The organism is Pseudomonas flavescens (assembly GCF_013408425.1).
In the GTDB taxonomy this organism is placed as follows: Bacteria; Pseudomonadota; Gammaproteobacteria; order Pseudomonadales; family Pseudomonadaceae; genus Aquipseudomonas; species Aquipseudomonas fulva_A.
Genome location: NZ_JACBYV010000001.1, coordinates 4,177,306 through 4,190,271, shown reverse-complemented (window position 1 = coordinate 4,190,271; position 12,966 = coordinate 4,177,306). Strand labels below are relative to the sequence as shown.

Sequence of the window (12,966 nt, the reverse complement as noted above, 5' to 3'; positions counted from 1 at the left end):
TGCGCTGAAAATGGAGGCGAGTCTAGCATGCCCCGAGGGCGGCAATTTGCGCATGCCAGCGCTAGACTGGCCATCCATCTTTCATTGAGCCTTGTGGCATGGCCGTCTTTTATCGCGCGCTGCATCGGTTGGGTGAGCGCTACCCAGCGTTGCTGGCATTGCTGATCCAGCTCGTCGTCACCCTGTGCATGGGGCTGGCCATTGTCGCTGTCGCGCAGTTGTCCAGCTGGCGGCCAAGTCCGCTGGCGGCCGGTCTGCTGCATGGCCTGCTGTCGGCCAGCCTGGCGCGCTGGTTCGGCCTGTCGCGCTGGTGGTGGTGGCTGAACCTGCTGTTCGCGCCCGCTCTGCTGCTGGCCAGTGGAGCACCGTTGCCGTCCTGGCTGTTTCTGCTCGGGTTCCTGCTGCTGTTGCTGTTCAACTGGAACAGTTTCTCCGAGCGGGTGCCGCTGTACCTCACCGGCGCTGGTAGCCGTCGCGAGCTGGCGCGGTTGCTGGAGGAGCGGGGTGAGCGCTTCGCTTTCGTCGATCTCGGCTGCGGCCCGGCGGGCACGCTGTTATGGCTGGCGCGGCGCTTTCCCCAGGCCCGCTTCACCGGCGTCGAGACTGCGCCGCTGTCCTATGCCATCGCCTGGCTGCGCAGCATCGGTCAACGCAATTGCCAGATTCGTTACCAGAACCTCTGGCGCAGCGACCTTGCCGCGATCGACGTGGCCTACTGCTTCCTGTCCCCGGCGCCCATGCCGGCGCTCTGGGACAAGGCCCGGCTCGAGCTGCCAGCAGGTGCCTGGCTGATCAGCAACACCTTCGACATTCCCGGTGTGGCGCCGCAGCGTGTGGTGCAGTTGAAGGACTGGCGCGATTCGCGCCTGCTGCTCTGGGAGATCGACGGCGCGCAGGGCGCGGCGATTAGCTAGAATGGCGGCACTACAGAGGAGCGCAGCATGCAGAATCCACAGAACCTGATCTGGATCGACCTGGAAATGACCGGTCTCGATCCCGAGACGGACGTCATCATCGAGATGGCCACCATCGTCACCGACACCGAGCTCAATGTGCTGGCCGAAGGCCCGGTGATCGCCGTGCACCAGAGCGATGAACGCCTGGCCGCCATGGACGAGTGGAACACGCGCACCCACGGTGAAAGCGGCCTCACCCAGCGGGTTCGCGAGAGCCGTGTCAGCCAGGCCGAAGCCGAAGCGCAGACCATCGCCTTCCTGGAAAAGTGGGTGCCGAAGGGCAAGTCGCCGATCTGCGGCAACAGCATCGGGCAGGACCGCCGCTTCCTCTACCGCTACATGCCGACACTGGAAGCCTACTTCCACTACCGCTACCTGGATGTCTCGACCCTGAAGATTCTCGCCGAGCGCTGGGCGCCTGGGGTTAAGGATGGCTTTCTGAAAAAAGGCAGCCATCAGGCGCTGGACGACATCCGCGAGTCGATCGCCGAGCTCAAGTACTACCGCCAGCACCTGCTCAAGGTCTGAGGGCGGCAGCGTCAAGCCGCAAGCCTAGAAGCCAGTAGCCTGGGTTGGCCGAAGGCGTAACCCTAGGCGCGTCTGGCGTGTTGATCCAGCGCCCACTGCACGTGCTCGCGCACCAGCTCAGACGGATACTCGCGGCGCGCTTGCAGCGCTTCCAGCACCGGGATGGTCGACGGTGCGTTGCCCAAACCGACGGCCAGGTTGCGCAGCCAGCGCTCGTAGCCGGCGCGGCGCAGCGGTGAGCCCTCGGTGCGGCTGAGAAACTCCTCCTCGCTCCAGCGAAACAGCTCGGCCAGCTCGGCGTTGTCCAGGCTGTGCCGTGGCTGGAAGTCGCCCTGCTCGGTGGCTTTGGCGAAGCGGTTCCAGGGGCAGACCATCTGGCAGTCGTCGCAGCCGAACACGCGGTTGCCAATGGGAGCGCGCAGATCCTCGGGTATCGGACCTTTCAGTTCGATGGTCAGGTAGGAGATGCAGCGCCGTGCATCGAGCACGTAAGGGCCGACGAAGGCCGCCGTCGGGCAGACGTCCAGGCAGGCGCTGCAGCGACCACAGTGTTCGCTGCCGTGGGGCGGGTCCTCGGGCAGCGGGATGTCGACGAACAGCTCACCGAGAAAGAAGTAGCTGCCGGCCTTGCGGTTGAGTACCAGCGTGTTCTTGCCGATCCAGCCCAGGCCCGACTGTTCGGCAATGGCCTTTTCCAGCACCGGTGCGCTGTCGACGAAGGCGCGGTAGCCGAATGGCCCGATGGCCTGCTGAATGCGCTCGGCCAATTGTTGCAGGCGTTTGCGGATCAGTTTGTGGTAATCACGGCCCAGGGCGTAGCGCGAGACGTAGGCCTTTTCAGGTTCCTGCAGGCGTTGCGCCATCTGTGTGTCGCCGGGCAGGTAGTCCATGCGCAGCGAGACCACCCGCAGGGTGCCGGGTACCAGTTCGTCCGGATGTGAACGTTTGCGGCCATGTGCGGCCATATAGTCCATCTCGCCCTGGTAGCCGGCATCCAGCCAGCGCTGCAGGTGCGCCTCGTGTTCGCCCAGCTCCAAGCCGCTGATGCCAACCTGCTGGAAGCCCAGTTCGCGCCCCCAGTCCTTGATGGACTGGGCGAGGCTGGTGAGGTCGGGGGTGGCGTCAGTCATGCTGGGCGGGAATCTGGATAGTCGACGTATAATTCTGCCAGACATCGGAGCACAGGCATGCGGCATTCATCAGACGATCTTCCCGTTGCGCTCTACAGCGCCGCTCAGGTGCGCGCGCTGGACGCCGAGCTGATCGCTGCCGGCACGCCCGGTTTCGCGCTCATGCAGCGTGCTGCGCACGCCATTTGGCGGGCCCTGCGCCGCAGCTGGCCGGATGCCGGTGCGGTCACCGTGCTGGCCGGTCACGGTAATAATGCCGGTGATGGGTATCTGCTGGCCGTGCTGGCAGTGCGTGCCGGGTGGCAGGTTCGTGTGCTGGCGGTGGCCGAGCCGCAGCGTCTGCAGGGCGACGCGGCGCTGGCCCGCGATGAGGCCCTGGCCGCCGGTGTCGAAGTGCTTGCCTGGGAGGCAGGCCACGAAGCACGGGGCGTGCTCGTCGACGCATTGCTTGGCACCGGTCTGGCAGGCGCCGTGCGCGAGCCTTACGCGGCGGCCATCGAATGGATGAATCATAGCGCTCGCCCCGTGTTGGCGGTGGATATCCCTTCGGGTATCTGCGCCGATACCGGCCAGGTGCTGGGCGTGGCGGTGGCCGCCCAGCTCACCGTGACCCTGATCGGCTTGAAGGTGGGCCTGTTTGTAGGCCAGGCGCTCGACCATGTCGGCCGCCTGCTGTTCGACGACCTGCAGTCGAATGTCGCGAACCAGTCGTGGGTGGCGCAGCGTCTGGCCGGCGATGTTCTGCCGCACCTGCCCGCGCGGGCACCAACCGCTCACAAGGGCCAGCTTGGGCATGTACTGGTGGTCGGCGGCGATCACGGCACGGGTGGTGCTGCGCTGCTGTCGGCGCACAGTGCCCTGCGCAGCGGTGCCGGTAGGGTCTCCCTGGCGACCCGCGGCGAGCATCTCGCGGCAGCGCAGAGTCGTCTGCCGGAAGTCATGAGCCTGGCGGTCGCCTCGGCCAATCAGTTGCATGGGCTTGGTGGCAACATCACGGTGTGGGTGGTCGGGCCCGGGCTTGGCCAGAGCGCCTGGGGACGCAGCCTGCTGTCGGTCGCAGTGACGGCGCCGGCCGCGCAGGTCTGGGACGCCGATGCGCTCAATCTGCTGGCCGAGGGGGTGGTGAGTATTCCTCCGGGCAGCGTGGTGACCCCGCATCCGGGAGAGGCTGCGCGTCTGCTGGGCATCTCGACTCAGGCGTTGCAGGCCGATCGTCCGGCTGCTGCCAGGGCGCTGGCCCAGCGTTATCAGGTGATTTGCGTGCTCAAGGGTGCCGGTACGCTGATCGCCGACCCGATGGGCTGCTTGCTGGTCTGCGACCGAGGCGACCCGGTGATGGCCGGTGCAGGCCTGGGGGATGTGCTGGCCGGGCTGATCGGCGCCCTGATCGCTCAGGGTTGCACGCCCTGGCAGGCTGCAGGCCTGGGCGTCTGGCTGCACGCCGGGGCGGGTGAGTATCTGGCAGGAAAAGGAAATGGTCTGGCGGCGAGCGATCTGTGCGACGCTATCCGCCATTTGTTACAGGAGCGAGCCGCTTGTCGGAAATAGAACTGTTCGCCGCCGATGAGGACGCCATGCTGGCGCTCGGCGCGCGTATCGCCAATGTCACCGAAGGACGTGGGGTGATCTACCTCGAAGGCGACCTCGGAGCGGGCAAGACCACGCTCTCGCGTGGCATTTTGCAAGGCCTGGGCCACAGGGGCGCGGTCAAGAGCCCCACCTTCACACTGGTCGAGCCTTATGAAATCGGCACGGTCCGCGCTTTCCATTTCGACCTGTACCGGCTGGTCGATCCCGAGGAACTGGAGTTTCTGGGGATTCGTGACTACTTCGAGGGCGACGCCCTGTGCCTGATCGAGTGGCCACAGCGCGGTGTAGGCGTTTTGCCAAAGGCCGACATGGACATTACCATTACCCCGCGAGCGGGTGGCCGGTCGCTGCTACTTCGCAGCCATGGCGCGAAGGGTGATAGCTGGTGCGCCGAATTGGCTGCCAGAGCATGAACAAGAAAGTGGGGGCGGGTATGCGCATAGGCGCGCGATTGATCGCGGTCGGGCTGATGTTGACGGTCATGGCGGTCGACGTGTGGGCCGCGTCGGATGTGCGCAGCGTTCGCCTCTGGCGCGCGCCGGACAACACGCGTCTGGTTTTCGACCTTTCCGGGCCGGTGCAGCACAGCGTCTTTACCCTGTCTGCCCCGGATCGCATCGTTATCGATATCAGCGGTGCCAAACTGGTGACGCCGCTGGACAAGCTCGCGCTGAGCAATACACCGATCACGTCCGTGCGCTCTGCGCAGCGGACCCCTGACGATCTGCGCGTGGTCATCGACCTGTCATCTCAGGTTACGCCGAAGAGTTTCACGCTGGCACCGAATCAGCAATATGGCCATCGCCTGGTGGTCGATCTGTTCGACCAAGCCTCGGACGCCGCGCCAAGCCTGCCGTCGACCACCACGGCCAGTGCGCCGCCAGTGCCGGTCACGCCGACCCAGGCGCCGCCCAAGCTGGCGCCGGTGCCAGGCGGCAAGCGCGATATCGTGATCGCCATCGACGCTGGGCACGGTGGCGAGGACCCCGGGGCTCTGGGGCCGGTCAAGGGGCAGCTCGAGAAGCACGTGACCCTGTCCATCGCCAAGGAGTTGCAGCGCCAGATCAATGCCCAGAAAGGTTTCCGTGCCGAACTGGTGCGTACCGGCGACTATTTCATCCCGCTGCGCAAGCGCACCGAGATCGCCCGCAAGAAGGGCGCCGATCTGTTCGTGTCCATTCATGCCGATGCCGCGCCCCGGGCTGCGGCGTTCGGTGCCTCGGTATATGCGCTGTCGGATCGTGGTGCCACCTCCGAAACCGCCCGCTGGTTGGCGGATGCGGAAAACCAGTCCGACCTGATCGGTGGGGCCGGCAACGTCAGCCTCGAAGACAAGGACAGGATGCTCGCTGGCGTGCTGCTCGATTTGTCGATGACGGCGTCGTTGTCGTCCAGCTTGAACGTTGGCCAGAAGGTTCTCGGGCAGATGGGCCAAGTCACGCCGCTGCACAAGCGCCGGGTCGAACAGGCGGGTTTCATGGTGCTGAAATCGCCGGACATTCCGTCGATCCTGGTGGAAACCGGCTTCATCTCCAACCCCAGCGAGGCGCGCAAGCTGCATTCCGCCAGCCACCAGCAGAGCCTGTCGCGCTCGATCGTCACCGGCGTGAAGCAGTTCTTCGAGCAGAACCCGCCACCTGGTACCTATATCGCCTGGCTGCGTGACAACGGCAAGATCGCCCAGGGGCCACGCGAGCATCGGGTCAGTTCCGGCGAAAGCCTGGCGTTGATCGCCCAGCGCTACCAGATCAGCCTGGCCACGTTGCGCAGTGCCAACTCCCTCAAGTCCGATGTGATCAAGGTCGGCCAGACCCTGCAGATCCCCGCCACTTCGCTGGCTGCCCAGCCATGAGTGAAGCGATGCGCATCCAGCTGCTGAGCCCGCGGCTGGCCAACCAGATCGCCGCCGGCGAGGTGGTCGAACGCCCGGCCTCGGTGATCAAGGAGCTGCTGGAAAACAGCCTGGACTCGGGCGCCAAGCGGATCGAGGTGGATGTCGAGCAGGGTGGCGTCAAGCTGCTGCGGGTGCGTGACGACGGTCGTGGCATCGCCGCCGATGACCTGCCGCTGGCTCTGGCTCGCCACGCCACCAGCAAGATTCGCGAGCTCGAGGATCTCGAACAGGTCATGAGCATGGGCTTTCGCGGTGAGGCCCTGGCATCGATCAGTTCGGTCGCACGGCTGACCCTCACCTCGCGCACTGCCGATGCCGATCAGGCCTGGCAGGTGGAGACCGAAGGCCGTGACATGCAGCCTCGCGTGCAGCCCGCCGCGCACCCGGTCGGCACGTCGGTGGAAGTGCGTGACCTGTTCTTCAATACCCCGGCACGGCGCAAGTTCCTGAAGGCCGAGAAGACCGAGTTCGATCACCTGCAGGAAGTGATCAAGCGCCTGGCGCTGGCGCGCTTCGACGTGGCCTTTCACCTGCGCCACAACGGCAAGAACATTCTCTCGCTGCACGAGGCCAACGACGACGCCAGTCGCGCCCGGCGGGTCGCGTCGGTCTGCAGTTCGGGTTTCCTCGAGCAGGCGCTGCCCATCGACATCGAACGCAACGGCCTGCACCTGTGGGGCTGGGTCGGCTTGCCGACCTTCTCCCGTAGTCAGGCGGATCTGCAGTACTTCTATGTCAACGGTCGCATGGTGCGCGACAAGCTGGTCGCCCATGCGGTGCGCCAGGCTTATCGCGATGTGCTGTTCAATGGTCGCCACCCGACCTTCGTGCTGTTTCTGGAGATCGATCCGACGGCGGTGGATGTGAACGTGCATCCCACCAAGCACGAGGTGCGCTTCCGTGAGGGGCGCACGGTTCATGACTTCCTCTACGGCACCCTGCACCGGGCGCTGGGCGAAGTGCGGCCTGAAGATCAACTGGCCACGCCGGCGGCCGTCGAAACCATGCTGCGGCCTACCGGCCAGGCTGCTGGCGAATTCGGCCCCCAGGGCGAGATGGGCCTGGCAGCCAGCGTGCTGGAGCGCCCTGCGGAGTCCGTCTGGCGTTCTCCGGGCGCCGGCTATCAGGGGCAGCGCAGCGAGGCGTCGCTACCTGCGGCCGAAGCCCAGGGTGTGTATCGGGAGTTCTTCGCACCGATGCCCGCGGGCAGTGCTCCTGTCTCACTGCCGGACGCACAGGGTGATATTCCGCCTCTCGGCTACGCCATCGCTCAACTCAAGGGCATCTACATTCTTGCCGAAAGCGCTCATGGCCTGGTGGTCGTGGATATGCACGCCGCCCACGAGCGCATCATGTACGAGCGTCTCAAGGTGGCGATGGCCAGCGAAGGGCTGCGCGGCCAGCCACTGCTGGTGCCGGAGTCCATCGCGGTGAGCCAGCGCGAGGCCGATTGTGCGGAGGAACATGGCCAGTGGTTCCAGAAGCTGGGCTTCGAGCTGCAGCGTCTGGGCCCGGAAACCCTGGCGATCCGTCAGATCCCGGCGCTGCTCAAGCAGGCCGAGGCGACGCGTCTGGTCAGCGATGTGCTCTCCGATCTGCTCGAATACGGTACCAGCGATCGTATTCAGGCTCACCTCAATGAACTGCTGGGCACCATGGCCTGCCATGGTGCGGTGCGTGCCAATCGCCGGCTCACCCTGCCGGAGATGAATGGCTTGCTGCGCGACATGGAGCAGACCGAGCGCAGTGGTCAATGCAATCACGGCCGGCCGACTTGGACGCAGGTGAGCATGGACCAGCTGGACAAATTGTTCATGCGCGGCCAGTAACCGGCGGGTCGTGCTTGCGAGTGACGGCCCGTGCCCTGAAAATGGGCCGCCGTTTATCCGAGTCCTGTCGATGTCCTGCCTTCCTCCCGCCATCTTTCTGATGGGCCCGACCGCTGCCGGCAAGACCGACCTGGCCCTGGCGCTGGCGCGCGTGCTGCCCTGCGAGCTGGTCAGCGTGGATTCCGCGCTGGTCTACCGGGGGATGGATATCGGTACCGCCAAGCCCGACAGGGCCACGCTGGAGGCGTTTCCTCACCATCTGGTGGACATTCGTGATCCGGCCGATGCGTATTCGGCTGCCGAGTTTCGTCGCGATGCGCTGGCGGTCATGGCCGAAATCACCGCGCGGGGGCGCATTCCCCTGCTGGTGGGCGGCACCATGCTCTACTTCAAGACCCTGCTCGATGGCCTGGCCGACATGCCCGGAGCCGACGCCGAGGTCCGAGCCGGGCTAGAGGCGCGTGGTCAGCGCGACGGCTGGCATGTGCTGCACGAGCAATTGCATGCCGTGGACCCGCAATCGGCGGCGCGCATCCACCCCAATGACCCGCAGCGTCTGGTGCGCGCCCTGGAAGTCTTCAAGGTCAGCGGCATGACCATGAGCGAATTGCGTCTGCGTCAGAACGAAGACAGCTCAGGAGCGGGGCGTTTCCCCTATACTGTCGCGCAACTGGCGATCGCGCCGGCCCAGCGACAGACGCTGCACGAACGAATCGCGCAACGATTTGATCTGATGCTGGAACAGGGCTTCGTCGCCGAGGTCGAACGCCTGCATCGGCGAGGTGACCTGCACGCCGAGTTGCCGTCCATAAGGGCCGTGGGTTACCGGCAAGTGTGGGAACATCTGGAAGGGCGTCTGAGCGCGCCGTTGATGCGTGAGCGGGGTATCATCGCCACTCGTCAACTGGCCAAGCGGCAGTTCACCTGGTTGCGTAGTTGGGAAAATGTGCACTGGTTGGACAGTCTCGATTGCGACAATCTGCCACGTGCCTTGAAATACTTGGCGACGGTCTCCATATTGACCTGAGACCTCGCCGCGGGCCGTCTATCCTTGGGGGAAGACGTGCCAAAGCCGTTTTACTGGTTAAAGAAAACCGTTCAAAAACTATTCAATTATCGATCCATTTAGGAGTGCGGCACATGTCAAAAGGGCATTCGCTACAAGACCCTTACCTGAACACCCTGCGTAAGGAACGCGTCCCTGTTTCCATCTATCTGGTCAACGGCATCAAGCTGCAGGGCCAGATCGAGTCCTTCGATCAGTTCGTCATCCTGCTGAAGAACACCGTCAGCCAGATGGTCTACAAGCATGCTATCTCCACTGTGGTACCGAGCCGTCCGGTTCGTCTGCCGAGTGCTTCCGAGTCCGAACAGGCTGAGTCCGAGCCAGGCAACGCTTAATCCAGGGGGCTGCATTGTTCTTCGAGCGCCATGAAGGGGGTGAACGGGCCATCCTGGTTCATCTGGATAGCCAGAACACCGAGGCGAGCGAGGATCCCCAGGAGTTTCAGGAACTGGCGCTTTCCGCTGGTGCCGACGCCGTGGCGTTTTTCAGTGTGCCGAACAGTCGGCCCACTGCGAAATTCCTGATCGGTAGCGGCAAGGTGGAAGAGCTGCGTGATCAGGTCAAGGCCCACGAGGCCGACCTGGTCATCTTCAACCACGTCCTTACGCCCAGTCAGGAACGTAACCTCGAGCGTGTCTTCGAGTGTCGCGTGCTCGATCGTACCGGACTGATTCTCGATATTTTCGCCCAGCGCGCCCGTACTCACGAAGGCAAGTTGCAGGTTGAGCTGGCTCAGCTCGACCACATGAGCACGCGCCTGGTGCGTGGCTGGACTCACCTCGAGCGACAAAAAGGTGGTATCGGTCTGCGCGGCCCGGGTGAAACTCAGCTGGAAACCGACCGGCGCCTGTTGCGCGTGCGCATCCGTCAGATCAAGCAGAAGCTGGAGAAGGTGCGCAGTCAGCGCGAGCAGGCTCGCCGCGGGCGCAAGCGCGCGGACATCCCCTCCGTTTCGCTGGTCGGCTACACCAACGCCGGCAAGTCCACGCTGTTCAACGCGTTGACCGAGTCGGACGTCTACGCGGCCGACCAGCTGTTCGCCACCCTCGACCCAACCCTGCGTCGCCTGCAGCTCGACGATCTTGGGCCGGTGGTGCTGGCCGATACCGTGGGCTTCATTCGTCATTTGCCGCACAAGCTGGTCGAAGCCTTCCGCGCCACGCTCGAGGAGTCGAGCAACTCCGATCTGCTGCTGCACGTGATCGACGCTCACGAGCCGGAGCGCAATGCGCAGATCGAGCAGGTGCTGGCGGTGCTGGGTGAAATCGGCGCACAGGATCTGCCGGTGCTCGAGGTTTACAACAAGCTCGATCTGCTGGAAGGTGTCGAACCGCAGATTCAACGCAATGCCGATGGTCGGCCTGAACGTGTTTGGCTGTCTGCCCGTGACGGGCGCGGCCTGCCGCTGCTCAAGCAGGCCGTGGCCGAGCTGCTGGGCGATGACCTGTTCGTGGCGACCTTGCAGTTGCCTCAGCGACTGGCGCGTCTGCGGGCGCAGTTCTTCGAGCTGGGTGCGGTGCAGCAGGAGTCGTATGCCGATGACGGCAGCAGTCTTCTGCAGGTGCGCATTCCCCGCGTCGAGTTGAACCGATTGGTCAGCCGCGAAGGCCTGCAGCCGCTAGAATTCATCGAGCAACACACTTTGCAATAAAGCCTGCAGCGGTGATTTTGCCGCTGCAAGCGGGCATTCTGTAGCATTGGTGGGCGCGCCGTTGGCGCGTCTTTGCTTTATCAGTATGGAGAGCGCTATGGCTTGGAATGAGCCGGGTGGCAATTCGAACAATCAGGATCCCTGGGGTGGCGGCGGTCGTCGTGGTAACGGCGGCGGTGGCGGCGGTGACCGCAAGGGACCACCGGATCTCGACGAAGCCTTCCGCAAGCTGCAGGACAAACTCAATGGTTTGTTCGGTGGCGGCAAGAAACGCGGCAGTGACAACAATGGTTCCAGAGGCAAGGGTGGCGGTTTCGGCCTGCTGTTCGTTGCGCTGGCCGTCGTGGGCGCCTTTTGGCTGTACAACGCTATCTATGTGGTCGATGAGCAGGAACAGGCCGTCGTGCTGCGTTTCGGTAAATACCACGAGACCGTCGGTCCGGGTCTGAACATCTACTTCCCTCCGATCGATCGCAAGTTTCAGGAAAACGTCACCCGTGAGCGTGCTTATAGCAAGCAAGGGCAGATGTTGACCGAAGACGAGAACATCATCGAAGTACCGCTGACCGTGCAGTACAAGATCAGCAACCTGCAGGACTTCGTACTCAACGTCGACATGCCGGAGACCAGTCTGCAGCATGCCACCGACAGTGCCGTGCGCCACGTTGTCGGTTCCACCGAGATGGATCAGGTGCTGACCGAAGGCCGTGAGCAGATGGCTGGTGACGTGCGTGAGCGTCTGCAGCGTTTCCTCGACACCTACCGCACCGGTATCACCGTGACTCAGGTGAACCTGCAGAGCGCTGCGGCGCCGCGTGAAGTGCAGGAAGCCTTCGATGACGTGATTCGTGCCCGTGAAGACGAGCAGCGCGAGAAGAACCAGGCCGAAACCTACGCCAATGGCGTGGTACCGGAGGCCCGTGGTCAGGCCCAGCGTCTGATCGAGGATGCCAGTGGTTATCGCGATGAAGTGATCTCCCGTGCCCAGGGTGAGGCGGATCGTTTCACTGCGCTGGTCGCCGAGTACCGCAAGGCTCCCGAGGTGACTCGCGAGCGTCTGTATCTGGACACCATGCAACAGATGATGAGCAATACCAGCAAGGTGCTGGTGACTGGCGACAAGGGGCAGAACAACCTGCTTTACCTGCCGCTGGACAAGATGATCGACAGCCGTGGTGGTAGCGGTGCTTCCAGCAATGCTGCCGGTGCTGGCGCTGGTGCGGCCGATCTGGGCGCACGGGTAGGCAATAACGTTGGGCAGACCGATTTGCGCACAAGGGAGGGCCGTTGATGAGCAATAAATCACTGGTGACTCTGATCGTAGGCGTTGTGCTGGCGCTGGTCGCCTGGAGCAGCTTCTACATCGTCGCGCAAACCGAGCGAGCGGTGCTTCTGCAGTTCGGTCGTATCGTCCAGCCTGACGTGCAGCCTGGCCTGCACGTGAAGATTCCTTACGTCAACCAGGTGCGCAAGTTCGATGCGCGCCTGCTGACGCTGGATACCGTCAACTCGCGCTTCCTGACGCTCGAGAAGAAGGCGCTGATGGTCGATGCCTACGCCAAATGGCGTGTGCTCGATGCCGAGCGTTACTACACCGCAACATCGGGCATGAAGCAGATCGCCGACGAGCGTCTGTCGCGTCGTCTCGAGGCATCGCTGCGTGACCAGTTCGGTAAGCGCACGCTGCACGAGTCGGTGTCCGGCGAGCGTGATGCGCTGATGGCTGACGTGACTGCTTCGCTCAACCGGGCGGCGCAGCGTGAGTTGGGTATCGAAGTGGTGGACGTTCGCGTCAAGGCCATCGACCTGCCCAAGGAAGTCAACCGCAGCGTATTCGATCGTATGAGTTCGGAGCGTGAGCGTGAGGCTCGTGAGCATCGCGCCAAGGGTAAGGAGCTGGCTGAAGGTATTCGTGCCGACGCCGATCGTCAGCAGCGTGTACTGCTCGCTGAAGCCTATCGCCAGGCCGAGGAGCTGCGCGGTGAGGGTGATGCCCAGGCTGCTGCCATCTACTCCAAGGCGTATGGCCAGGATCAGGAGTTCTACTCCTTCTACCGCAGCCTGAACGCCTATCGCGAGAGCTTCTCCGACAAGCGTGACGTGCTGGTGCTGGATCCGAGCAGCGACTTCTTCCGTTATCTGGAAAAGTCCAAGCCTTGATAAGGCTGTAAGTCGCGGGCTACAAGCTGCAGGTCGATGCCATGTGCTCGCCTGTCGCTTGAAGCTTGTGGCTTGAGGCTTTTGGCGTGGTATGATGCGGCAGCCGGGAAAATCCCGGCTTTTTTACGCCTGTGGGAATCATGCGGCACGAACTGAGCGTTA

12 protein-coding genes are annotated in these 12,966 nt (G+C 63.7%); 11 read left to right on the top strand and 1 reads right to left on the bottom strand.

Going from position 1 to position 12,966, the window contains the following annotated elements:
- Positions 1 to 98 precede the first annotated feature (98 nt).
- Positions 99 to 914: a class I SAM-dependent methyltransferase gene (locus FHR27_RS18845; protein ID WP_042554456.1), complete on the top strand. Its 816-nt coding sequence runs from the start codon at positions 99 to 101 to the stop codon at positions 912 to 914.
- A 27-nt stretch (positions 915 to 941) separates the two neighbouring features.
- Complete coding sequence (gene orn, locus FHR27_RS18840) at positions 942 to 1,484, top strand: oligoribonuclease (RefSeq protein ID WP_042554457.1); 543 nt, start codon at positions 942 to 944, stop codon at positions 1,482 to 1,484.
- 62 nt (positions 1,485 to 1,546) lie between these two features.
- Here orn and queG read toward each other — a convergent pair whose 3' ends face one another.
- Positions 1,547 to 2,614 (bottom strand): tRNA epoxyqueuosine(34) reductase QueG, encoded by a 1,068-nt coding sequence (gene queG / locus FHR27_RS18835; protein WP_179539279.1) that lies wholly within the window; start codon positions 2,612 to 2,614, stop codon positions 1,547 to 1,549.
- 57 nt (positions 2,615 to 2,671) lie between these two features.
- Between queG and FHR27_RS18830 the strand changes: the two genes are divergently transcribed.
- The 9 genes from FHR27_RS18830 (at position 2,672) to hflC (ending at position 12,804) form a co-directional block, all read left to right on the top strand.
- Complete coding sequence (locus tag FHR27_RS18830; RefSeq protein ID WP_179539278.1) at positions 2,672 to 4,162, top strand: NAD(P)H-hydrate dehydratase; 1,491 nt, start codon at positions 2,672 to 2,674, stop codon at positions 4,160 to 4,162.
- The gene (tsaE, locus tag FHR27_RS18825) at positions 4,150 to 4,617 is read left to right on the top strand and encodes a tRNA (adenosine(37)-N6)-threonylcarbamoyltransferase complex ATPase subunit type 1 TsaE (RefSeq protein WP_042554460.1); all 468 of its coding nucleotides are present in this window, start codon (positions 4,150 to 4,152) and stop codon (positions 4,615 to 4,617) included. Before FHR27_RS18830 ends, tsaE begins: the two co-directional genes overlap by 13 nt.
- 8 nt (positions 4,618 to 4,625) lie before the next feature.
- Positions 4,626 to 6,056, top strand: coding sequence for an N-acetylmuramoyl-L-alanine amidase (locus tag FHR27_RS18820; RefSeq protein ID WP_373565162.1), 1,431 nt, complete (start codon positions 4,626 to 4,628; stop codon positions 6,054 to 6,056).
- Complete coding sequence (mutL, locus tag FHR27_RS18815) at positions 6,053 to 7,927, top strand: DNA mismatch repair endonuclease MutL (protein WP_179539277.1); 1,875 nt, start codon at positions 6,053 to 6,055, stop codon at positions 7,925 to 7,927. The genes FHR27_RS18820 and mutL overlap by 4 nt, the downstream gene beginning before the upstream one ends.
- A gap of 70 nt (positions 7,928 to 7,997) precedes the next feature.
- Positions 7,998 to 8,954, top strand: a complete 957-nt coding sequence (gene miaA / locus FHR27_RS18810; RefSeq protein ID WP_042554463.1) for a tRNA (adenosine(37)-N6)-dimethylallyltransferase MiaA — start codon at positions 7,998 to 8,000, stop codon at positions 8,952 to 8,954.
- A gap of 113 nt (positions 8,955 to 9,067) precedes the next feature.
- Positions 9,068 to 9,328 carry an RNA chaperone Hfq gene (hfq, locus tag FHR27_RS18805; protein ID WP_042554464.1) on the top strand — a complete coding sequence of 87 codons (261 nt, stop codon included), beginning with the start codon at positions 9,068 to 9,070 and terminating at the stop codon, positions 9,326 to 9,328.
- A 14-nt stretch (positions 9,329 to 9,342) separates the two neighbouring features.
- Positions 9,343 to 10,644 (top strand): ribosome rescue GTPase HflX, encoded by a 1,302-nt coding sequence (hflX, locus tag FHR27_RS18800; protein WP_179539276.1) that lies wholly within the window; start codon positions 9,343 to 9,345, stop codon positions 10,642 to 10,644.
- Positions 10,645 to 10,741: 97 nt separating this feature from the next.
- On the top strand, positions 10,742 to 11,935 hold the full coding sequence (hflK, locus tag FHR27_RS18795; RefSeq protein WP_042554466.1) for an FtsH protease activity modulator HflK: 1,194 nt from the start codon (positions 10,742 to 10,744) through the stop codon (positions 11,933 to 11,935).
- Positions 11,935 to 12,804 carry a protease modulator HflC gene (hflC, locus tag FHR27_RS18790; RefSeq protein WP_042554467.1) on the top strand — a complete coding sequence of 290 codons (870 nt, stop codon included), beginning with the start codon at positions 11,935 to 11,937 and terminating at the stop codon, positions 12,802 to 12,804. Before hflK ends, hflC begins: the two co-directional genes overlap by 1 nt.
- Positions 12,805 to 12,966: the final 162 nt, after the last annotated feature.

Excerpts from the sequence above, each read along its gene's own strand:
- FHR27_RS18845 (WP_042554456.1), top strand. The coding sequence starts at position 99 with ATGGCCGTCTTTTATCGCGCGCTGCATCGGTTGGGTGAGCGCTACCCA.
- orn (WP_042554457.1), top strand. The coding sequence starts at position 942 with ATGCAGAATCCACAGAACCTGATCTGGATCGACCTGGAAATGACCGGT.
- queG (WP_179539279.1), bottom strand. The coding sequence starts at position 2,614 with ATGACTGACGCCACCCCCGACCTCACCAGCCTCGCCCAGTCCATCAAG.
- FHR27_RS18830 (WP_179539278.1), top strand. The coding sequence starts at position 2,672 with ATGCGGCATTCATCAGACGATCTTCCCGTTGCGCTCTACAGCGCCGCT.
- mutL (WP_179539277.1), top strand. The coding sequence starts at position 6,053 with ATGAGTGAAGCGATGCGCATCCAGCTGCTGAGCCCGCGGCTGGCCAAC.
- miaA (WP_042554463.1), top strand. The coding sequence starts at position 7,998 with ATGTCCTGCCTTCCTCCCGCCATCTTTCTGATGGGCCCGACCGCTGCC.
- hfq (WP_042554464.1), top strand. The coding sequence starts at position 9,068 with ATGTCAAAAGGGCATTCGCTACAAGACCCTTACCTGAACACCCTGCGT.
- hflK (WP_042554466.1), top strand. The coding sequence starts at position 10,742 with ATGGCTTGGAATGAGCCGGGTGGCAATTCGAACAATCAGGATCCCTGG.
- hflC (WP_042554467.1), top strand. The coding sequence starts at position 11,935 with ATGAGCAATAAATCACTGGTGACTCTGATCGTAGGCGTTGTGCTGGCG.